The sequence below is a fragment of the Bacillus sp. N1(2025) genome (assembly GCF_053470005.1).
On sequence record NZ_JBLTJB010000002.1, the window covers coordinates 496,405 to 518,481 of the forward strand.

Below are 22,077 nucleotides of genomic sequence, written 5' to 3' on the forward strand. Positions count from 1 at the left end.
CCCGCCGTGACGTCTTACGCGTTTAGATCATTTTTTAATTTTGTTTTTACTTCTTGAAGGTTTTCCTCATTCAGCTTGAAGTAATAAATATTTTTGCCGTACTGAGGAGTGTAAATATAGCTGTCTGAACCTGTCAGCTGCAAAGAATCCACCGATTTCAGCGATGTGATAAACGGGAACAGACCGATGGCGTCATTAAGAGATAAGTTCATTTTTAAGTTTTTCCCTAAGCTGTCGACGATATCGTCATAAGATGGGATCGAGCTTAACGATTTAGATTTTTTAATAATGGCGCTCAGCACTTCCATCTGTCTTTGTCCGCGCATCAGATCGGTGTCCGCTTTGCGTGTTCTTACATAAGCCAGTGCCTGCTCACCGTCAAGCGTCTGGACGCCCGGCTTCAGCACGACTTTTCCTTTTGTATCGACTTTAATACGATCGGCAATTTTCTGGCTTTTCACATTTACCGTAACGCCGTTCAACTCATTGACGACATCGCGGAACGCGTCGAAGTTGCTCTCAACCACATAATCTACCGGAATATCAAGCATGTTTTCTACTGTTTTATAAGTTAAATTATAACCGCCGTAAGCATGTGCGTGCGCGAATTTGTCATAGCCGTGTCCCGGGATGTTGACATAGGAATCCCGCGGAATGCTGAGCATCGTCGCTGTTTTCTTTTTCCGGTTGAAGGTGACGAGCACGTTGGCGTCACTTCTTGCGTCATCTACTGATTCGCCCTTATTGTCACGGGCGTCTATTCCTAAAAGCAATACGGTGAAAGAATCCTTCTTCGGGTCAAATTCTTTGATCCGTTTTACGGACTGGTCGCCGCGGTCAAGGCTGACGTGCGCTTCTTTGGTCGCATTATTCAATTTCACAAATGCGTAGGTGCCGACGGAACCGGCGATCACCAATAAGAAAGCGGCGAATACCAGTACAAATTTCACCCATTTTCTGAGGCGTCTTTTCTTTTTTCTGCGTTGAGATCGTTCTTCCATATCATTACCTCTCGTTTCTATTCTTTGTGAAGCGTACCATAATTGTTGACTTGGAGCAACTCTGCAAATGAGAAAATTCCAAATCTTTCTCTCTATTTCGACAACATCTACTGTTATTTTTGCATCAGGTTCACATTATATTGGACGGCAGGAAGCGGGAAATGTTTCGTCGCTTTGTAAAAAATAATTAGTAAAATAATGGATATTAACGGTGCGGAAGGTTTGAAACGGACGGAAACAGGCAAAAGAAGCAGTAGAACAATTCCGCGCGGATACAGCGTTGGATGAAGGGAGTCTATAACATGAAAAGCATACACTCGAATAAATGGCTCTATTTTTTCGGCGCACTCGGCGGCGCGTTATACGGATATGATACCGGAGTCATTTCCGGAGCTATTTTATTTATGAAAAAAGAACTGGGACTGAACGCCTTTACAGAAGGCCTCGTCGTCAGTTCGTTATTGGCGGGGGCGATTCTCGGATCGGGATTCGCCGGCAAACTGACCGACCGGTTCGGCAGGCGGAAGGCCATCATGGGAGCGGCGCTGCTGTTTTGTATAGGCGGTTTAGGAGTCGCTTTTGCCCCGAATACAGAGGTGATGGTTCTTTTCCGGATCATTCTCGGACTGGCTGTCGGAACATCTACAACGATCGTTCCGCTCTATTTATCGGAGCTGGCTCCGAAGCATAAACGAGGGGCGCTTTCTTCGCTGAATCAGCTGATGATTACGGTCGGAATCCTCGTTTCTTATATCGTGAACTATATATTTGCCGATGCAGGCGCTTGGCGCTGGATGCTTGGACTTGCGGTTGTGCCGTCAGTCATTCTGCTGATCGGAATCCTATTTATGCCGGAAAGCCCGCGCTGGCTGTTTACGATCGGCAAAGAAGAGAAAGCAAGAGAAATCCTTTCATCATTGCGGGGAACGAAGAATATTGATGATGAGATTGATCAGATGAAAGAAGCGGAAAAGGAAAACGAAGGCGGCTTGAAAGAATTGTTTGAGCCGTGGGTGAGACCCGCGCTGATTGCCGGCCTCGGACTTGCCTTTTTGCAGCAATTCATCGGGACAAATACAATTATTTATTACGCCCCGAAAACATTTACCAGTGTGGGGTTCGGCAATTCCGCGTCTATATTGGGAACGGTCGGAATCGGCGCCGTCAATGTCATCATGACGCTTGCGGCTATTAAAGTCATTGATAAAATTGGCCGGAAGCCGCTGCTGCTGGCCGGAAATGCGGGCATGGTCATCAGTCTGCTCGTATTGGCCGCGGTCAATCTTTTCTTTGAACATTCAGCAGCCGCATCATGGACAACGGTGATTTGTTTAGGCCTGTTTATCATTGTGTTTGCGGTCAGCTGGGGGCCTGCCGTGTGGGTCATGCTTCCTGAATTATTCCCGCTGCATGTCCGGGGTATCGGGACGGGTGTCTCCACTTTAATGCTGCATGCCGGAACATTGATTGTCTCATTAACCTATCCGATGTTAATGGAAGCAGTCGGCATCAGCTATTTATTTCTCATTTATGCCGCGATCGGGATACTGGCATTCCTGTTCGTCCGGTTTAAAGTGACCGAGACGAAGGGGAAAAGCCTTGAAGAAATTGAGCAGGATCTGAAAAGCCGTAACGGAGGCTCGGGATCAGAATCAAATCGGCGGACAGTTCATCCGTAATATTCAGTTTTAGGGGGCGGTTATTCACCGGCCCCTCAAAACGGATGCCGTGCGGGCGCCCGGTCACATAAATGACGGGGATATGTCATACGTTGTATAAAGTCACGATAAAGGCGGGGATGCCGGTGAAAACGAGTATTATTATCCTTACATATAATGAACTTGAGCTGACGAAAAAATGTCTGGCCAGCATTGAACGATACACCGACAAAGATAAGATTGAACTGATTATAGTTGACAACGGTTCCTCAGACGGAACGAGAGAATACATATCAAATCTGCCTGACGTCAAAGTCATCCTAAATGAAAAAAACCTCGGGTTCGCCAAGGGGTGCAACCAGGGTATCGAAGCGGCAGGGGGAGAAAATCTGCTGTTTCTGAACAACGATACGATGGTCACGAAAAATTGGCTCACCTCCATGCTGAGGGTGCTGTATCAATCTGAAAAAACCGGTATGGTCGGGCCCGTCAGCAACTATGTCAGCGGTGCGCAAATGATCCATAACGCATATCAATCGCTTGATGAGCTGGAGTCATTCGCGGAGGCGTATTGCGCACGGGAAAAGCATCATACAAAGCGGGTGCTGCGCCTTGTCGGTTTCTGTCTTCTGGTGAAAAAAAGCGTCATTGAAGACATCGGCCCGTTCGATGAGCAATTCGGATACGGTTCTTTTGAAGATGATGACCTATGTCTGCGCGCCCTCCAAAAAGGCTACAGCCTGCACATCGCCCTCGATGCCTTTGTGCATCACCACGGGCATGCGACGTTTACGGCTAATCAGGATATCAATATCAATCAGTTATATTCGGAGAACCGCCAGCGTTTTACGGAAAAATGGGGCACTGATTTTACGTACTTTACTCATCCGAGACCGGAAATTGCGGAGCTCGTTCCCCGGGAGGCGAAACGGATACTTGATGTCGGCTGCGGCGCGGGGGCTACGGGGCTGGAACTTCAAAACAGACAGCCTTGCGAACTGTACGGAATAGAACTGCACCCGCTGGCGGCGCAAGCGGCAAAAGGACACTATGAAGCGGTGCTGCAGGAAGATGTCGAAGAAGTGAAGCTGCCTTATCCGGAAGGCTTTTTTGATTGCATCATTTTCGCGGACATCCTCGAGCACTTAAAAGACCCGTGGCGCGTCATTGAAACGTACTCATCCTATTTGTCGCCTGCCGGATCAATCGTTTGCAGCATTCCGAATATTTCCCACGCCGAAGCGCTGTTCCCGCTTCTGCTCGGTGACTGGACATACAGAGACGCCGGTATTCTCGACCGCACCCACTTGCGGTTTTTTACGCCGCAGACGGTGCGCACGCTCTTTCCGGAAGAGACATTTGCTGTGAAAAAGCAGTCCTATACGTATGTTCACGTGGATGAGCGGGTGCAGCTGTTTTTACAGGAAATCACACGAATGGCGCAATCGATGCAATTTCCGGTGATACAGCTGCCCGAACAAAGCCGGATTTATCAGATTCTCCTCCGGGTCGAAAAAACAGGCTGAAGGCTACCGTCCCATCGTTCCGAAGTTGGTAATCTGAATGGAAACATCATAGTCAAAGGCCGCTTCGGAGAAGGTCTCATCCCAATGATGCTTTACTTTCTTCCAATAGTCGGGATATTGAATGCGGACTCTGTCAGAAAAGAATACAGGGTCCGTTTCATATTGATTCTGCAGCTTATCGATGACTTCTTTCACATCGCTTTTCAGTTTTTTTTCGAAAATCTTTTCCAGCCCGTTTAAATAGTGCTGATCGAATGAATCTTCTCCGGCATATTGATCCTCTGACAAAAGTCCTTTTGTTTTTACCGCTACATGAAATGACAGCTTCCCGTTTTTCAGCCTAGGAGTGATGGCGGATGTTGATTTTTTGATCTCGAAGGTAATCGGGTGCCCCCCTTTATCCAAAGCGGGCAGCACGCCGCCCCGTATCGTCCCCATCAGCCAATTCAGGCTCTGTATTTCGTATGATGACAGAAAGCCCGCCAATCTGTTTTGTTTTGCGTTTTTGATAATGGCCGCTCCGTCATACACCGTTTTTCCTTTTTGATTGCTGACGGCCTGAATGAGAAAACTGAGTTTATTATGGCAGTAAATCGAAGCTCTCCCGATTCGGAGCGGTTTTAAAATCTTCCCGTTGTAGCCGCCGTTGTTCGTAAGGTCGATCAGCTTTTCCGCGGCCATGGGCTGCTGCTGATTCGGCGTCGGCTCCGTCAGAATATCGGACGCTTTTCCTCTTGCCGCGAAGAGATAGCTGCTCCGCCTTAATTCATCATCGCGGATAAAATGATTCATCATCTGCAGTATATTTTGGTCGGCCAGCAATTTGTCGCTGAATATCAGCACTTTTAAATGATCGCTGTAAACAGGCGGATCTTTTAAAGAGACTTCACTGACGGCTTCAAGAATGGTATCCCCCCGCGTCGTCACATTGACAAACACGGGCCGGCCGGAAGCCTGGCTGTTTTCACTTTGGGGCAGCAGGTTTTGATAGGTTAATTTATATCGGCGGTCACTCGTCTCGTCTATCGCCAGTCCCCGGGCGAAAGACAGCTTTTCGACTTCCTTCGCGTCCCAGCATCCTGAAAGCGTCATCAGTATGAAAAGCGCCGCCGCCCATTTTATGAAAAGTGTCATGACGTCTGTTTCCTCCCGGCTATTTTTTTCATCCAGCTGACAAACCAGATGAGAAAAGGAATCATAATGACGGCAAAAAACGTATACCCGAGAATATTCGCGAATGCAAACACACTGTTGATATCATCGGGGTACATTGAAAGGCCGAATGTCACTGCCAATAAGCTCCCCATCAGCCAGGCATTGTTTTTATTTTTCAGTCTGAAAATGGTGTTTAATCCGAGATGCGCCCCTTTAAAAGAGCCGAGCATACAGGTAAACTGCTGGCATGTCCACGTGATTAAAAGAAAGATATCAAACCGCTCAATGAAAATACCCCGGATTTCCAAGGCGTGAATCAGGGAAATGGTCGGATACGTCACCGTTTTGGCTTCAGCGACCGACATACAGCCGATGACGACAAGCAGCGTAATGCTGTAAAATAAGCCTGCGCTGGCGATGCCGAAGACAGCAGCCTTTTTCGCCTGCTTCGGATTTTTCATAAACGGCACCAGATACAGAATCACCTCAAGTCCTGAAAAATACAAAAGGGTCCGCGGAAACATCTCAAAAAAGCTTTTGTAGCCTCCTTCCATGACCGGGCGGACGAAATCCAGCTTAAACAGTCTCAGGCTGAATATAAGCAGCGTAATCAGAATGACGATCGCAATCGGAAACAGATAGGCATAAAGCTTTGAAATGGGATAGACCCCGCCGGTCACATGGTAAATGCCGACCGCCAGAAAGATGAATATGACGACACCCATCGGCGTATTTTTCAGTAAAAAGTAATTGATGACTTCACCGAGAAAACGGGCTTGAAAACAGACGGTGACGACAAAATAACAGCTGATGAATAAATTCAGAAGAGAACCGATAGCGCGGCCCATGATGCTTTGATTCAGCTCATAAATGGTTTCCCCGCTGTTTTTCTGCAAAAACGGCATAAAGAGCAGGACGATGCCGATAAACACGACACTCTGCACAAGAATAATGATCCATCCGCTCGGACTGTCCGCTGTTGCGGCGGAGCGCGGCAGTGTTAACACGCCCGCTCCGATCATTGTTCCGCTTACCATGAGAAGTGTCTGCATAAACGACAGCTTGTCTTCCGGTTTTTTCATGGGGATCACCTTTGCTTGATTTTATCTTTCGTCTCTTTTCTGGTCGGCCGTTTTTTCAAAAGAGGCGTCGGCAGTCTGACGATCGTATCTTTTAAGTCTTGGCTAGGCTGCGCCATGATCGGAATGATATAATCCTGGCCGAAGCTTTTCAGGCGCATCAGATGGCCGATGACAAGCAGATAGCACATGATCAGTCCGTATAAACCTAATATCGCCGACAGAATCATTGAAAAAATACGGATGAGCCTCAGCGGAAAATTGAACGCATAGGAGGGCGCCGTAAAAGAAGCCAACGCCGTAACGGATACGACAATGACCATCATCGCGCTGACAATATTCGCCTGAACGGCGGCCTGTCCGATCACCACGCCCCCGATCAGGCCGATCGTCTGTCCGATCGGCTTCGGCAGCCTGAGTCCGGCTTCTCTGATCATCTCGATCGTAAAAATCATGATGAACGCTTCAACAAAAGGAGGGAACGGGACATTCAATCTGCTTCCGGCAATCGTAACCGCCATTCTCGTCGGTAAGAGCCCCGTGTGAAACGTAACGAGCGATATGTAAAGGCCGGGTAAATAAATCGTGATTAAAATGCATGTATACCGAAGCAGCCTGAGAAAGGTAACCGGAACCCACCGCTGATTATAATCGTCAGGGGAGTGGATAAATTCATCAACGGTAGCCGGCACCAAAAGGGTAAAAGGCGTTCCGTCTACAAGAATGGAAACCCTTCCTTCCAAAAGAGCGCCCATAACCCGGTCGGGCCGTTCGGTCGTCAAGACGGTCGGGAAAATAGAATACGTGTTATCTTCAATAAGCTGCTCGATCGCTCCTGATTCCGGAATGTCGTCAATGGTGATGGACTCCAGTCTTTTCATCACTTCTTTTACAACATCATCAGGGGCAATATCCCGAATGTAGGCAACGGCGATCCGCTTTTTTGTCCGTTCGCCGAGTGTGATCTCTTTGATCTGGAGGTTGGGATCACCGGACTGCTCGCGCAAAAGCGCCGTGTTCGTCCGAAGCTTTTCGACAAAACCTATCCTCGGCCCCCGTTCAAGCACTTCTGAAGACGGTTCTTCAATATCACGCATTTTAAATGTTTCCGTCTCAAACGAAAGAGCTTCCTCCCACCCCTCCGCCAGCAAAACCGATTTGCCGGAGAAAATGTCTGCCTCCGCGTCCTTAAGTGAAGAAAGCCGGGTATGACGATAGCCGAAAGAGATGGATGACGGCGGTGTTTCAGCCGGTTCCTCTTGATGCCGGGCGGCCGCCTGCACGGGCGAAATAATATATTCCGCAAGCAATTGATTGTCGGTCAGTCCGTCTATATAGATAAGACAGGCGTCACATTTGCCGTTTCCGTACGTAAACGAATAAAACATCATGTCATCGCTTTGGCCGAACCGTTTTTTCAGCACTTCAAGGTTTTTGCCGAGCTCCGCATGTATCGTCACAATGTTCCCCCCTTTCCATCAGTTATTTTAATTTGCGACAAACAAGGCATTTTATTCTGGAATAGGAAATGACTGAGCATTCCGCCCCATCCGAATGGTATAATGAGCAGGTCAGCCATTTTATACATATTGTTTTTAACCGCGGCTCCCTCCGTGTTTTAAAAAAGACACAGGGGGAATGGGATATGAGCCGCTTTTTAAGGGGAGGGGAACGAACATGACGCAAGAGCCGATTTTTTTACAGCCTGTATGTAAAGAAAAACTATGGGGCGGCACGCTATTACGCGAACGATTCGGATATGACATACCTTCAGAAACAACCGGCGAATGCTGGGCGATATCAGCCCATCCGCACGGAATGAGCACGGTCAAAAGCGGTCCGTATCAAGGGAAAACCTTGATGGAACTGTGGGATCAGCATAGAGAATTATTCGGCGGAACGGAAGGGGACCGGTTTCCGCTGCTGACGAAAATACTGGACGTCAAACATCATCAGTCTGTTAAAGTCCATCCTGACGATTATGACGCCGAGGAGCATGGACAGGGTGAAATGGGAAAGTCTGAGTGCTGGTACATTATTGACTGTAAAGAAAATGCGGAAATCATATACGGTCACACGGCCCGTTCGAAAGCGGAACTTGTCACCATGATTAACAGCGGTGACTGGGAAGGCCTGCTGCGCCGTGTGAAAATCAAACCCGGCGATTTTTATTATGTGCCGAGCGGAACCATCCATGCCATTTGCGCGGGGGCGCTCGTGCTTGAAACACAGCAGAATTCAGAGGCCGCCTACCGGATATATGATTACGGGCGTACAGATCAAAACGGCCAGGCGCGTGAGCTGCATATCCGCGATGCCGTCAACGCCGCCACCGTTCCTCATGTGGACGGATTTTTAGATGAATCAACTGAAACGAGAAAAGGCGTCACCATCAAAACCTTTGTGCAGGGAGAATATTTTTCTGTATACAAATGGGATATCAGCGGGACGGCGGAAATGACCCAGGACGCTCCGTTTATGCTGTGCAGCGTCACAGAAGGAAGCGGCTCCATCCTCTATGAAGGCAAGTCCGCCAAGCTTGAAAAAGGCGCGCATTTCATACTGCCGGATCAGATGCCTGACTTTACGATAAACGGAGATTGCACGATCATCGTTTCTCATATATAAAACCAAACTTAATCCCAGCTCTGGGATTAAGTTTTTTTTATTTGGAAAATTGGGTGATTTCTCTCTGTAAAAATGAAGAAGGCCGGCCGATAAATAAACTAGTTTGATAGAAACCAATTGAATCAGAAAGAGGAGAAGGAATGAAAAAGAGATTCGTTGCACCTATGTTATTGTCCGCCGTTTTCCTTGTCTTTTGCAACCTTGCACAGCCCGCTGAGGCCGCATACAGCGACTACTCCGTTTACGAGCTGGAAACGAAGCAGCAATTTGCTTCTGAGAACGAGGCGCTTCAAGCGGCAGCGAAATTGAAAAAGGATACGGGGTGGCAGGCTGATGCAAAGAAAGCCGGAAATACGCCGCTCACTTATCAAATCTCAGCTTCAGGCTTACACGATGAAACGGATGCGAAAACCGTGCTGAAAGATTTTACGAAGCAGACGGGTGTGGCCGGCACTTACAGCGCAAGCGGAAGCAAACAGCCGTACGTGACCGTCACATCAGGCGTTCTATCAGACGAGCGGCAGACGAAAAATCTTCTTGCCGAACTGACGAAAAAAACGAGCGTGACCGGCGCCGTCAAGACGGCGGGGACAAAACAGCCGTACATGCAGGTCGTGACTTCTGAGATGGCGGCCGAAGCAGACGCAAAAGCGCTCTCGCAAGCGTTGACGAAGCAGACGGGCGTGAAAGCGTCATACCGTCAGATCAAACGGGAAACAGCCCGGTTTCAGATCCAATCAGGAACAATCTCCGGCGATCAAAAAGCCGCTCAAATCCAAACTGATTTTCAAAAGGAAACAGGATTGCAGTCGTCGCTGAAAGTCACGGCAAAGGCCAGTCCGAATATCACCGTGACAGCCTCTGACATCTCAAATGCAAATGATGCGGCTGGTTTAGCGAAACAGCTGCAGCAGAAAACGGGCGTCAAAGGGAACGTTCAAAAGTATGCCCAAAGCAAAACAGCAACCGTGTACAACGTGCAGTCAGGATATTTTAACGGAGTAAGCGCCGTACAAAATGCTATCACCCAAATCAAGAAGAATACGGGTGTCAGCGGAAGCTATCAAAAAGCCGGCAAGAAAAATAATTATACGGTCGGGATGAGCGGACTGACGGCTAAGCAGCTGAAAAGCGTTCAAGCTTTCTTTAAAAAGAAAAAATGGCATTGCGACGCATCGCCTGTCAAAAAGACAGCATCAGTGTCCGTTTATCGGATCACGGCAGGGCAGCTTACCGCTGCGCAGGCAGATCAAGCGGAGGCGTATTTCCGCCAGCAGCATGTAAAGACGGCAAGAACAGCGGCGGGAAAAACAGCAGAAAACGAATATCAGCTGCTTTCTCAGCAGACGGCAGACCAGTCGAAGATAAAAAAAGGATTGAATCTGCTGGCGGGATATAAACTGACTGCCATTACAAAAACGATATCCAAGCAGACGGACACAACGTACCAAGTCACAACCGAATCACTGCTCGATACGGCAAAAATCAATCGTTCGCTGGACTTTTTCAAAGGGAAAAAAGTATCCGCCTCCGCACAGAAAACAGGTGAAGCGGCGTATACACAATTCAGAATTGAAACGGCACCGCTGCTTAAAAAGGAAGACATTGACCGCGTGACTGCTTTTTTCAAGCAAAACAAAGCGGCCGGCACTGTGAAGGAGACGGGGAAAACCGGGTCTGCACAGTACGTCATCAAAACCGAAACATTCAGCAGTAAAACCGTTTTAAATAAAAGCATGAGCTTTTTCAGCGCCAAACAATTACAGGCCGGCTATACGAGTGAAAGCCATCCGGTTTATGAACTCCGCATTCGCGATCAATTCACGGGAGCGCAGTCAGCGGACGCCGCCTCCCAAAAGCTGAAAAAGCTGTACGGATGGACGATGGCTATTTTGAAAATAAAAAACGGACCGCAAATCATGAATACCAATTACAACATCTCGCTGGCAGATATGGTCAAAAAACAAATGACAGTCAGCCCGCAGACTGATGCCGCGGCTTATGCATCGCTTACGTACATCAATACGGCCTCCGGAACGGTCACAGCCGACGTCCTGAACGTCCGGTCAACCCCGGAAGTCAGCTCCGGCAATATTATCGGGCAGTTGAAAAAAGGCGATAAAGTCAGCATCACAGGCCAGACAAACGGCTGGGCCAAACTCAGCATGGGCTGGAGAAACGCCAGCAGTGACGAAGTCGGGCAGTATGTCAATCCTGCTCACTTCGCACAAGACAGCAAGTATTACTTTCAATTTCTGAAGCTCTCTCAGACAGCCGGACTGAACACATCGGAACTGAATCAAAAAGTGCTGGTCAATAAAGGAATACTGACAGGGAAAGGCCAGGCCTTTATTACAGCCGCCGGCAAATACAGCATTAATGAAGTGTATTTGATTTCGCATGCTTTGCTTGAAACGGGCAATGGCACGTCAGAGCTTGCGAACGGCATTATGTATAATGGTAAAAAGGTTTACAACATGTACGGCATCGGGGCTTATGACAGCAACCCGAATTACTACGGCGCACAATACGCGTATAATCAAGGCTGGTTTACTCCGGAAGCCGCGATTATCGGCGGAGCCCAATTTATCGGTGCGTCTTATATTCACAATCCTTCATACGAGCAGGATACGCTGTATAAAATGAGATGGTCTCCAGCCGCGGCTCATCAGTATGCGACAGACATCGGCTGGGCGTATAAGCAGGTAAACCGCATGTACAGCTTATACTCACTGCTGGATGACTATACGCTTTACTATGATGTTCCCGTGTATATGAAAGTATAAAAAAAGGGCTGAAGTGTATGCTTCAGCCCTTTCTTCATGCAAAAAACACCCGCCGTCGATTCAGGCAGGTGCTTCAGCACAATTTTTCATTTTTGTTTCCGCAAATTTCAATAACGCTTCACTCGAATTCCCATCTGAATACATATTCCATTTGTCCGAGAACCGCTTCAGTTCTTCTGCACGAAATGGCTTTTTCGTCATTTCCTCCAGAAGGGCTTCGCTGTCATGACAAGCCTTTCCGGGAATGACGGACGTATAATTGTCGATTAAACCGCGTTTTTGATCATATTCCTCCAGATCATACGTGAAAAAGAAAATCGGTTTATTTAAGAGCGCGAATTCAAAAGGCACGGAAGAGTAATCCGTAATTAAAATATCAGCCGCTTTCAAGAGATCATGAAGACGCATGTCAGACACGTTCTTGATCAGTTCGCTTTCAAACGAAGCCGAAATCTGATGCAAAACGGCAGGATGAAGCTTTACAAGCAGCATATACTCTCCGTTTAACGCGTTTGTGAGCTGTTCTTCGGTGAATGGCAGCCGAAAGGATTGCATATCATAATCCCTGAATGTCGGTGCGTACAGGATGATTTTTTTCGGCCATTTGTGCTTCAGTTCGGGCTTGTGTTCTTCATAATAGACGTCAGTCAGGGGGACACCCGTTTTTAACAGCTGGCCGTCCCGTATGCCGAACGACTTTTTAAAAACGTCAGCCATCGCGTCTGAACCGACGGTAACAAAGTCAAACGAGCGGTACACCTTTTTAAAACGGCTGATATCTGATGCCGGACGGTTTTGATTCGTCACATCCTCAAGGCCGAACTTTTTCAAAGAGCCGTTCGCATGCCACACCTGAATGCATGTCGTTTGCGGCCGGCGGTTTAAGACGCTTGTCATGAGGAAATAGTTATCCGTTATCACCACTTTGCTTTTAAAAAGGATCAAAACAGCCTTCAAAAGATGCAGCGGATGTTTTTCGTTCAGATAAAAAGAGCCGACACCTTCCAGCTCTTTTTTCAGACTGACGGCGTGTCTCGTATACAAAACCGTCATTTCATAAGAAAGCGATTCAGCGTGCGCTTTGTAAGAACGGATGAGAGCCTGCGCATTCTCTTCAAAAGATACCAGCAGGGTCAGATGGTTCTTGGGCTTTACAGGCTTGAACAAAACGCCGAGAACAGACAGATATATAGAATAAAAAGCGGCGAATAAAGATCGCAAGTTCATAGATTACCAATCTCTTTTGCTGTTTTATTTGTTTAAAGCTGTTTCGTTTGATCTTCTGCCTGCTTGGAATACAGGCTTTTATTTGATTTATTATTTCTCAAAACGGTAAAAGCATACTTCGGAATGTTCAGCATCCTTTTCCATCTCCACGGATTCGTCACCAGTCTGTACAGCCATTCCAGATTCGTTTTGATCATCCATTCAGGGGCGCGTTTCACCGTTCCGCTGAACACATCAAAGCTTCCGCCCAAACCGATCGATACAGCCTGAGGGAAAAGATGTTTGTATTCATAAATAAATTGTTCCTGATGGGGATATCCTAAGGCGACAAACACGAGATCGGGTTTCGCCCGGGAAATCTGTTTGGCGACGAAGCGTTTATCCGCTTCATAACCGTTGCTGGCTCCGACAACCTCAATATTCGGATACTCTTTGCTGATCCGGTTCAAAACGGCGTCAAGCACGTCTTGTTTAGCTCCGTATAAAAATATTTTTTTAGACTGCCGGTTTGCGAGGCCGAGCAGCGCAAGAAACACATCGAATCCCGCAATTCTTGATTTCAGCGGGTGCTGCGTCAAACGTGACATTAACACGACGCCGATACCATCCGGCAGGACGAAATCCGCGGATGAAATGACTTGATGATAACCTTTGTCTTTCGCCGCAGCGTATCCGATCTCAGGATTGACCGTCGCAATGACGGCTCCTTGCTTTTGTGCGATATAATAAGTGTCTAAATATGAAATAAACTCCTGTAAATTTCCATTAACATAAGAAAGGTTGTGCACCATTTCAGTCTGCATCTGCCGTCCTCCTTTTTGTACGGGATTTTCTTTCACTTTTTCGTGACTTAGGCTAAGCTTTATTTTAACATAATACCTTCAGATAAACTTAACAATAGTTTTACAAAAATATAAATAAGATAACAATTTCTTTAATCATACGCGCAAAAACCCTGCTAAACTCCTATTGTAATAACATTTGTTAATAAGTGGATTTTAACTTCGTTTTACATTGGCTTAACCTTTTCAGGGCTATGTGATATAATGAGGTTCCATGAGTACGAAATTGGCACTTTAGTGATTAAGGATACAGCTGCGCAGCATTTCAGGGCAGTTGCTTGTTATACGTATGATGATAGAAAGGAGCTTTTGTTTCATGAAGAAGGTCATTACTTACGGTACGTTTGATTTACTGCATTGGGGTCATATTAAACTGCTTGAGCGCGCAAAGCAGCTTGGGGATTACCTTGTTGTCGCCATCTCAACAGACGAGTTCAACCTGCAAAAACAAAAAAAGGCCTACCACAGCTATGAACACAGAAAGCTGATTCTGGAAACGATCCGTTATGTCGACGAAGTCATTCCGGAAAACAGCTGGGATCAAAAAGTACGTGACGTAGCGGATCACAACATCGATGTGTTCGTAATGGGAGACGATTGGGAAGGCAAATTCGATTTCCTTAAAGATCAATGCGAAGTCATCTACCTCCCTAGAACCGAAGGCATTTCCACCACACAGATTAAAAAAGAAATTGCCGGGGTGTAATTGAAACATTCGGATATACAGATGATAAAGAAGTACTCCCTCCGGATAGGGAGTACTTCTTGTAATATAAGGTTATTTTCGCTATATTTGTTATGCGCTTTTGAAAAAAAGCTAGACAATAAGAGGAGAATTTAAAGATGAATCTTAGTAACTTTTTTAAGTTGAATAAAAAAGAGTCCAAGCCGTCCGTAGAAGAACGCGAATATACCATTTTAAACAAAGAAGCATTGGCGGAAGAGAAGAAGGTAGCGGTAGTCGTTCCTGTTTATAATGCAGAAGAATATGTAAGGAAAACAGTTGATTCAGTGATCCTTCAAAACATCGGCTTTCAGCATATTTCTTTAATTCTGGTCGATGATTGCTCTACTGATGATTCCAGAAACATCCTGACTGAGTACGCCGAATTGTATGAAAATATTACAGTCGTCTTTTTGAAAGACAACACGGGAACCCCGGCTTATCCGAGAAACTTGGGAATTGAGCTGGCAAATGCGAAGTACATTACATTTTTGGATGCAGATGATTGGTTTGCGCCGAACGGAGTTAAAATCTTATTCGACATGCTCGAAAGAGATCAGGTAAATTATGCGGTCGGAAAAACGATCGAAGTGCAGGTGAACGGTCAAAAAACGATCGGGAAACATGAGTCTTCGCTGAACAGAGCGAAGGTATCGCCTTTTTCAATCCGGCATATTTTCTATCATCTCGGCCCGCGGGCAAGAATGATGAACTTACAATTTCTAAAAGATAATGATATCAGATATCCGGAAATGAAATTTGCTGAAGATAAGCAATTTTTTATGGATGTTCTTTTGGCGTGCGGAGATATTTCAACGTCAACCGAACCGGTCTATTATCTGAACAGAATGGACAATAATGAGTCGCTGACAAAGCAGACTAATATAATGGAAAAAACCGATACGAACATAGCTGTAATGAAGTATATTCTGAACAAAAAATTAGATACTGAAAAAGAGAAGATGGCGATGAACCGCCTGATCGAATTCGATTCCATTACGCGCCTTTTCGATCGGATGCACTTCCTGAAAAGCGAAAACAAAGAAGCCTACTACAATAAATTCAATGAAATTCTGAATGTGTTAAAGAAGACGAAATACGATATTTCCGAGACATTTTTTCATCCGATTCATAAAACGGCCTACCGTCTGCTGACTCAAAAACGGTATGATGAGGTCGAAAAGCTGTTCCGCTGGTCCAAAAAAGAGCCCGATAAAACCATCGTGACGCAAGACGGGCTGGCTTATTTAGAAAGCCCGCTGACGGATGAAGAAAATAAACTGGTCGAACTTCGCATGCACGGAGAAACGGAAAGCACGGTGTTCGCCGATCATAAATTCACCGTTACGTTCCGCTTGTTCGGACAGGACAGAAATAATGCCCAATATATTCTGTTTCAGCACAGAGATAACATGAAAGTACACCACCAGTTTCCGGTTCAGTCACTGGGAGACGGGCGGTACATCCTTGAAATCCCGTTAAGTGACATTGAAAAAGTCGGACTTGGCGGTTATATTATGTATGTCATTTATAACGATTATGAACGTGTCATGTTAAACAGAGAAGACGGTGAAAAGGTGACGGCAGAAGTGAACGGACTGCAATATCAATTCTACCGGACGGTGAAGGAGAACCTTTCGCTGAAAGTAACAAAATGATGATTGTGATTGGATATGTTTAATTGAAACAGAGGAGTAGACTTATTTTATGGGTATAGAAAATCCTGTCAGATACAAGTTAAAACATCTTAACATAAAGGAAGAGACATTCAGCATTACGATATCCTGTGAAAATGTCACTGCAGGGGAAGAGCCTTCTCTTCAGATTATAAATCGTAAGACAAAAGCGGAACTTTCCGTCCCTCTGAAACGGTTGGCCGGAGAAGGCGGGGATTACCATGCTGTCATGAGCACGGATCTGCTTTCTGACCATACGGACGGCAAAGGATGTCTGGATTTCTATGTCTCCTTTATCAATGATGACAGTGATATCAGTAAAAAACGGTTAAAATCCAGCCTTGAACCTATTGAACTGTCTTCTTATAAAGATGAGGCTCATCATATGTTCTTTTTCCCTTACACGACTAAGAAAGGGAATTTCTCCTTAAAGCTGCTGCAGAAAAAGTTCGTCACGCGGATTGATGAAATGGAGCTCGAATCTGACGGCAGCTTACATCTGAAAGGTTTTGCATTCCGGCTGAATGCGGCAGAAACCTTAAAGGTAAAAGAAAAAAACCTGATTCTGAAAATGAAAAAAGGAAAAGAAGAGGAGCCTCTCATTCTGAAGTACCCGCTTCACGACGTGCCGAGACACGACCTTGATGAATATGTTCAGGACACAACGATGCTTGACACGATAGGCTTTGATACAAAAATTGATTTGAATGCCGTTTATAAAGAATTGAATCAGCAGCTAACCTTTCAATTCCACATTCAATTCATTTTTGAAGATGCCGGGACGGGTGAAGAGATTATCACCAACAGCAAACCGTTAAAGGTTCTGAAATCTGAACATGTAAACCCTAACCAATTCACGATTTTGAAAACGGAGAAAGGGCCTGCCAGATTTCACGTTTTCACGAAAAAGAAAACGAAAAATCTCCACCTGAGAATGAACGATTACAGCTTCAGCACCCGCGTGGAGTATTTTGTGAAAGGAAAGCTGAAACGGGGCGCTTCCTTTGTACGCAAGAGAAAGAATAAGCTGAAAAAGTTCATTGAGAAAAGAATACAAAACACTTATAAAGCGGGATTCAGGGTTGCGGGAAAACTGCCTGTCAAACAGAAATTTGTCATGTTTGAAAGCTTTGCCGGAAAACAGTACAGCTGCAACCCGCGGGCGATTTATGAATACATGAGCAAAGAGATGCCGGAATACCGTCTCTGCTGGAGTGTAAACCCCGCTTACTCACAGACATTTAAAGATAAAGGAATTCCTTATATCGAACGCTTTACGTTCAAATGGCTGTTTGCCATGGCAAGAGCCGAGTACTGGGTTGTCAACAGCCGTATGCCGCTGTGGATTCCGAAACCTGAGCATACGACATATGTCCAGACATGGCACGGCACGCCTTTAAAGCGCCTTGCCGTAGATATGGATGAAGTGCATATGCCCGGAACAAACACTGAAAAATACAAGCGCAACTTTACGACAGAGGCTTCAAAGTGGGATTACCTGATTTCACCGAACGCATATTCAACCGAAATATTCGCCCGGGCGTTTCAGTTTAATAAAACCATGATTGAATCGGGATATCCGCGGAATGACTTCCTTCAGACGGATAACAGCCCTTCTGTCATTAAAGCGCTGAAAGAAAAAATGAATCTTCCGCAAGATAAAAAAGTGATTATCTACGCACCGACATGGCGGGATGACCAATTTTATAAGAAGGGAAAATACAAGTTTGACCTTGATTTAGACCTTCACCAATTGAGAGAAGCGATCGGCGACCGTTATGTCATTATTTTACGGATGCATTATCTCGTGGCGGAAAACTTTGATCTCGGACCGTATGAAGGATTTGCGTATGATTTCTCCAGCTACGAAGATATCCGTGAGCTGTATATGGTCTCTGATTTACTCATAACGGACTATTCCTCTGTCTTTTTTGACTATGCAAATCTGAAAAGACCGATGCTGTTTTATGTGCCTGATATCGAAACGTACCGGGATAAACTCAGAGGGTTTTACTTTGACTTTGAAAAAGAAGCGCCCGGCCCGCTTGTCAAAGAAACAGGTGACGTTATCAAATGGGTCAATGAAACGGAATCAGATGATTATAAGCTTCCGGATTCGTTCGGGCCTTTTTACGAGAAGTTCTGTTATTTAGAAACCGGAGAATCGTCTGAAAAAGCCGTAAAAGTGATTTTCGGGGACAAGTAAATAAGTGCAAAAAAGCATAATTTAACCACGTTAATTATGCTTTTTTGCTTAAGTGACGGCATGTTGCGCTCATGGGGCTCAGGCTTGTTATGAAGTGAAAAATACATCGTAATCTGTTACAATTATGAGCGGTGCTTTTGTAAGTCAAAGCTATTACCTAAAACTTACGACTAAGGAAGATTAGAATGAATGCATTGGTAAAAATTCTGAAAGAGCAATTCAACTCATTTCCGCTGATTATGCGGCTTGCAGTGTACGAAACGAAATCAAAGTATCAAGTGAACTATTTGGGTATATTGTGGCAGTTTCTCAACCCTATGATTCAAATGCTGGCTTACTGGTTCGTATTTGGTCTCGGGATTCGCGGCGGACATGATATGGTGCTTGGAAATGGAGACAGCGTACCGTTCATCGTCTGGATGCTGGCCGGCTTAATTCCTTGGTTCTTTATCAGTCCGACGATACTGGATGCATCTAACAGCGTTTTTAAACGGATAAATTTAGTGTCGAAAATGAACTTTCCGATCAGTTCACTGCCTTCTGTAGTGATAGCATCGAATTTATTCAGTTACTTTGTGATGATGGCGATTTATATTATTGTGCTGCTGAGCAACGGACTGTTTCCGACGCTTCACTGGCTGCAATATATTTATTACTTGTTTTGCATGATCAGTTTTATGTTTGCTTTCGGCCTGTTTAATTCAACCATCAGCGTTTTAATCAGGGACTATCAGTTTTTGCTTCAGGCCGTCACAAGGCTGCTCTTTTTTCTTCTGCCGATTTTCTGGGACATTGCGGAGAAATTTGGAAACAGACCTGAAGTTTTGACCATCTTGAAGTTAAACCCTCTTTTCTATATTATCGAGGGCTTTAGAGACAGCTTTATGGAAGGGCAGTGGTTTTTCCACGATGTGAAATACACGCTGTATTTCTGGTTCGTCACACTGCTGTTGTTAACAGTCGGTTCACTTCTTCATATGAAATTCAGAGATAAGTTTGTTGACTTTCTTTAATATAGTAAGGAGATTATACGATGAAACTAAAAGTTTCGTTCAGAAATGTTTCAAAACAGTATTTTCTATATAAAAAACAGTCTGACAAAATTAAAGGACTGTTTTTCCCAAACAGAAATCAAAAAGGTTTTTTCGCTGTCCGAAATGTTTCTTTTGACGTCTATGAAGGGGAAACGATCGGATTCGTAGGGATCAACGGCTCGGGAAAATCAACGATGTCCAATTTGCTTGCAAAGATCATTCCGCCGACAAGCGGTGAGATTGATATGAACGGGCAGCCGTCTTTAATCGCGATTTCTGCCGGATTAAACAATCAATTAAGCGGTAAAGACAACATTCGTTTAAAATGCTTGATGATGGGTCTCAACAATCGGCAGATAGACGAGCTTTATGAAAAAATCGTTGAATTCGCGGATATCGGCGACTTTATAGATCAGCCTGTTAAAAGCTATTCAAGCGGTATGAAATCCCGTCTCGGTTTTGCCATATCGGCGCATATGGACCCTGACATCCTCATTATTGATGAGGCGCTCTCAGTAGGGGACCAGACTTTCTATCAGAAATGTGTGGACCGCATTACGGAATTTAAAGAACGCGGCAAAACGATCTTTTTCGTCAGTCATTCCATCGGACAGATTGAGAAAATGTGTGATCGGGTGGCTTGGATGCATTACGGCGAAATGCGCATGTTCGACGAAACGAAAGCCGTTGTGAAAGAATATAAAGCTTTTGTGGATTGGTTCAACAAGCTTTCAAAGAAAGAAAAAAAGAAATATCAAAACGAGCAGATTGAAGGCAGAACGCGGGCAGCCGAGGAACAGAAAATCACTCAGGCGCAGCAAAAGAAAGCGAAGCCTAAATTCATTGCCAATACGATACAGATTACGCTGCTTGCATTGCTGGCTGTCGGCGCAGGCGCTTCGATGTTTTCAGACAAGCCTCTGCGTGCGATCGCATCTTTCGGTGACGTCAAACAGAGCGATGCCGGCCTTTATGAGTCTGTGAATAAACCTGCTTTGGTAAAAGCTGAAAAGGCGGACCTTTATACTGAAAAAGATATAAAAGGAAAAGCCTCCGCAAGTGTAAGTTTCGGCACGAAGGTGCAGATAGAAGCCGAAAATAACCAGGCGGCCAAAGTGAAATTAAACGATAAAGAGTACTTTATGAAAAAGACTGATCTGTATAAAGTGAACGCTTTAAAAAAGACGGGTGTTCAGCTTAATGATTTCAGCGGCAGTTTATCAAGCCAAACAGCAGAAGAGTTTCTCTCATATCTCAATAAAAGCCGGGACGATGTACAGAGTAAATTGAAAAATCCAGCTGCCGGACAAACGGCTGACGGACGGAACGTATTAAAAACATCCGATGCCAAAACGGATGTTGTGATTGACAATGATACAGTCTCCGAAGTGATTTTTCATTTATCGCGTCCCGCAGACATCTCAGCTTTAAGTGAAAAAGGCGGCAGCAAAATCAATCAGAATTTGCTCATGCTTAAAAACCAGGAATATACTTTTTCTGTGAACAATGCTGATAAAACACTGACGGTAACGTCTAAAAAGTAAAGATCACATAAAAAAAGCTGCCGGATTCGGCAGCTTTTTCTATTCGTCAGCTTCTTCTTTTTCAAGAAGATCCTTCATGAACGGAATCAATTTATGGCGGATATCCTGATCCTGTAAGGCAAATTCAAGCGTCGTCTCGATAAATCCGAGTTTTTCACCGACATCGTAACGTTTTCCTTCGAAATCATAAGCGAAGACACGCTGAATGTCATTGAGCTTTTGGATGGCGTCCGTTAATTGAATTTCTCCTCCTGCACCGACTTCCTGCTGTTCCAGGTACATGAAAATTTCAGGAGTGAAAACGTATCTTCCTAAAATAGCCAAGTTGGAAGGAGCTGTGCCCGGTTCAGGCTTCTCTACAAAATTTTTGACCTGGTAACGGCGGCCTTCATTTGTTAACGGATCGATAATTCCGTAGCGGTGTGTGTCGCTTTCAGGAACTTGCTGAACACCGATGATTGAAGACAATGTTTTTTCGTATTCATCCATCAGCTGACGAAGTCCCGGTTTTTCAGCCTGGACAATATCATCGCCGAGAAGAACGGCGAAAGGTTCATCGCCGATGAAGTTGCGTGCGCACCAAACGGCATGACCGAGTCCTTTTGGCTCTTTTTGGCGAATATAGTGGATATCCGCAATATTTGACGATTTTTTCACTTTTTGAAGCAGTTCGATTTTCCCTTTTTCTTCTAAATTACGTTCCAGTTCAGGGGCATTGTCGAAATGGTCTTCTATTGCTCTTTTTCCTTTTCCGGTTACGATAATAATATCTTCGATGCCGGATTCGACAGCTTCTTCGATAATATACTGAATTGTAGGCTTATCAACGATTGGAAGCATTTCTTTAGGCATTGCTTTAGTGGCCGGCAAAAAACGAGTGCCTAAACCTGCTGCCGGAATAATGGCTTTGCGTACTTTCTTCACTGAATAACACCATCCTTGTTTCTGCAAAATCTTTTTTTCAGAACTATAACCTAGTCTTTTTCCACTT

16 protein-coding genes are annotated in these 22,077 nt (G+C 45.3%); 9 read left to right on the forward strand and 7 right to left on the reverse strand.

All coding sequences use genetic code 11. The features are described 5' to 3' along the window. Positions 1-14 precede the first annotated feature (14 nt). On the reverse strand, positions 15-1,001 hold the full coding sequence (locus ACNFN4_RS07435; protein WP_007407510.1) for an LCP family protein: 987 nt from the start codon (positions 999-1,001) through the stop codon (positions 15-17). 302 nt (positions 1,002-1,303) lie between these two features. On the opposite strand from ACNFN4_RS07435, the gene ACNFN4_RS07440 reads away from it, so the two are divergent. Both ACNFN4_RS07440 and ACNFN4_RS07445 read left to right on the forward strand, forming a co-directional pair. Then, a complete protein-coding gene (locus ACNFN4_RS07440; protein ID WP_007407509.1) occupies positions 1,304-2,680 on the forward strand; it encodes a sugar porter family MFS transporter in 1,377 nt (458 codons plus the stop codon). A 92-nt stretch (positions 2,681-2,772) separates the two neighbouring features. Next, positions 2,773-4,185: a bifunctional glycosyltransferase family 2 protein/class I SAM-dependent methyltransferase gene (locus tag ACNFN4_RS07445; protein ID WP_079891419.1), complete on the forward strand. Its 1,413-nt coding sequence runs from the start codon at positions 2,773-2,775 to the stop codon at positions 4,183-4,185. Positions 4,186-4,188: 3 nt separating this feature from the next. Here the strand turns inward: ACNFN4_RS07445 and ACNFN4_RS07450 are convergent, their stop codons facing one another. From ACNFN4_RS07450 to ACNFN4_RS07460, 3 genes are read right to left on the reverse strand one after another with little or no spacing between them, the layout of a single operon-like run. Then, positions 4,189-5,319: a Ger(x)C family spore germination protein gene (locus tag ACNFN4_RS07450; protein ID WP_020956435.1), complete on the reverse strand. Its 1,131-nt coding sequence runs from the start codon at positions 5,317-5,319 to the stop codon at positions 4,189-4,191. After that, positions 5,316-6,422, reverse strand: a complete 1,107-nt coding sequence (locus ACNFN4_RS07455; protein ID WP_020956434.1) for a GerAB/ArcD/ProY family transporter — start codon at positions 6,420-6,422, stop codon at positions 5,316-5,318. The genes ACNFN4_RS07450 and ACNFN4_RS07455 overlap by 4 nt, the downstream gene beginning before the upstream one ends. Positions 6,423-6,427: 5 nt before the next feature. Beyond that, positions 6,428-7,879, reverse strand: coding sequence for a spore germination protein (locus ACNFN4_RS07460; protein ID WP_020956433.1), 1,452 nt, complete (start codon positions 7,877-7,879; stop codon positions 6,428-6,430). Between the two features lie 217 nt (positions 7,880-8,096). Between ACNFN4_RS07460 and manA the strand changes: the two genes are divergently transcribed. Then, positions 8,097-9,047 carry a mannose-6-phosphate isomerase, class I gene (gene manA / locus ACNFN4_RS07465; RefSeq protein WP_020956432.1) on the forward strand — a complete coding sequence of 317 codons (951 nt, stop codon included), beginning with the start codon at positions 8,097-8,099 and terminating at the stop codon, positions 9,045-9,047. A 140-nt stretch (positions 9,048-9,187) separates the two neighbouring features. Then, on the forward strand, positions 9,188-11,833 hold the full coding sequence (locus ACNFN4_RS07470; protein ID WP_215797179.1) for an N-acetylglucosaminidase: 2,646 nt from the start codon (positions 9,188-9,190) through the stop codon (positions 11,831-11,833). A 60-nt stretch (positions 11,834-11,893) separates the two neighbouring features. Here ACNFN4_RS07470 and ACNFN4_RS07475 read toward each other — a convergent pair whose 3' ends face one another. Both ACNFN4_RS07475 and ACNFN4_RS07480 read right to left on the reverse strand, forming a co-directional pair. Then, on the reverse strand, positions 11,894-13,060 hold the full coding sequence (locus tag ACNFN4_RS07475) for a CDP-glycerol glycerophosphotransferase family protein (RefSeq protein ID WP_448200090.1): 1,167 nt from the start codon (positions 13,058-13,060) through the stop codon (positions 11,894-11,896). Positions 13,061-13,092: 32 nt separating this feature from the next. Further along, the gene (locus ACNFN4_RS07480; protein WP_007407501.1) at positions 13,093-13,863 is read right to left on the reverse strand and encodes a WecB/TagA/CpsF family glycosyltransferase; all 771 of its coding nucleotides are present in this window, start codon (positions 13,861-13,863) and stop codon (positions 13,093-13,095) included. A 355-nt stretch (positions 13,864-14,218) separates the two neighbouring features. Between ACNFN4_RS07480 and tagD the strand changes: the two genes are divergently transcribed. From tagD to tagH, 5 genes are all read left to right on the forward strand, one after another. Further along, complete coding sequence (gene tagD / locus ACNFN4_RS07485; RefSeq protein WP_003151361.1) at positions 14,219-14,608, forward strand: glycerol-3-phosphate cytidylyltransferase; 390 nt, start codon at positions 14,219-14,221, stop codon at positions 14,606-14,608. Positions 14,609-14,745: 137 nt separating this feature from the next. After that, complete coding sequence (locus tag ACNFN4_RS07490; RefSeq protein WP_448200091.1) at positions 14,746-16,284, forward strand: glycosyltransferase family 2 protein; 1,539 nt, start codon at positions 14,746-14,748, stop codon at positions 16,282-16,284. Positions 16,285-16,333: 49 nt separating this feature from the next. Then, on the forward strand, positions 16,334-18,508 hold the full coding sequence (locus tag ACNFN4_RS07495; protein ID WP_448200092.1) for a CDP-glycerol glycerophosphotransferase family protein: 2,175 nt from the start codon (positions 16,334-16,336) through the stop codon (positions 18,506-18,508). Positions 18,509-18,693: 185 nt separating this feature from the next. Then, positions 18,694-19,521, forward strand: coding sequence for an ABC transporter permease (locus ACNFN4_RS07500; protein ID WP_003151365.1), 828 nt, complete (start codon positions 18,694-18,696; stop codon positions 19,519-19,521). Positions 19,522-19,541: 20 nt separating this feature from the next. Beyond that, positions 19,542-21,086: a teichoic acids export ABC transporter ATP-binding subunit TagH gene (gene tagH, locus ACNFN4_RS07505; protein WP_163094052.1), complete on the forward strand. Its 1,545-nt coding sequence runs from the start codon at positions 19,542-19,544 to the stop codon at positions 21,084-21,086. A gap of 39 nt (positions 21,087-21,125) precedes the next feature. On the opposite strand, the gene galU is transcribed toward tagH, so the two are convergent. After that, entirely contained in the window at positions 21,126-22,010 is an 885-nt protein-coding gene (gene galU, locus ACNFN4_RS07510) for a UTP--glucose-1-phosphate uridylyltransferase GalU (RefSeq protein ID WP_003151367.1), read from the reverse strand. Between the last annotated feature and the right edge of the window lie 67 nt (positions 22,011-22,077).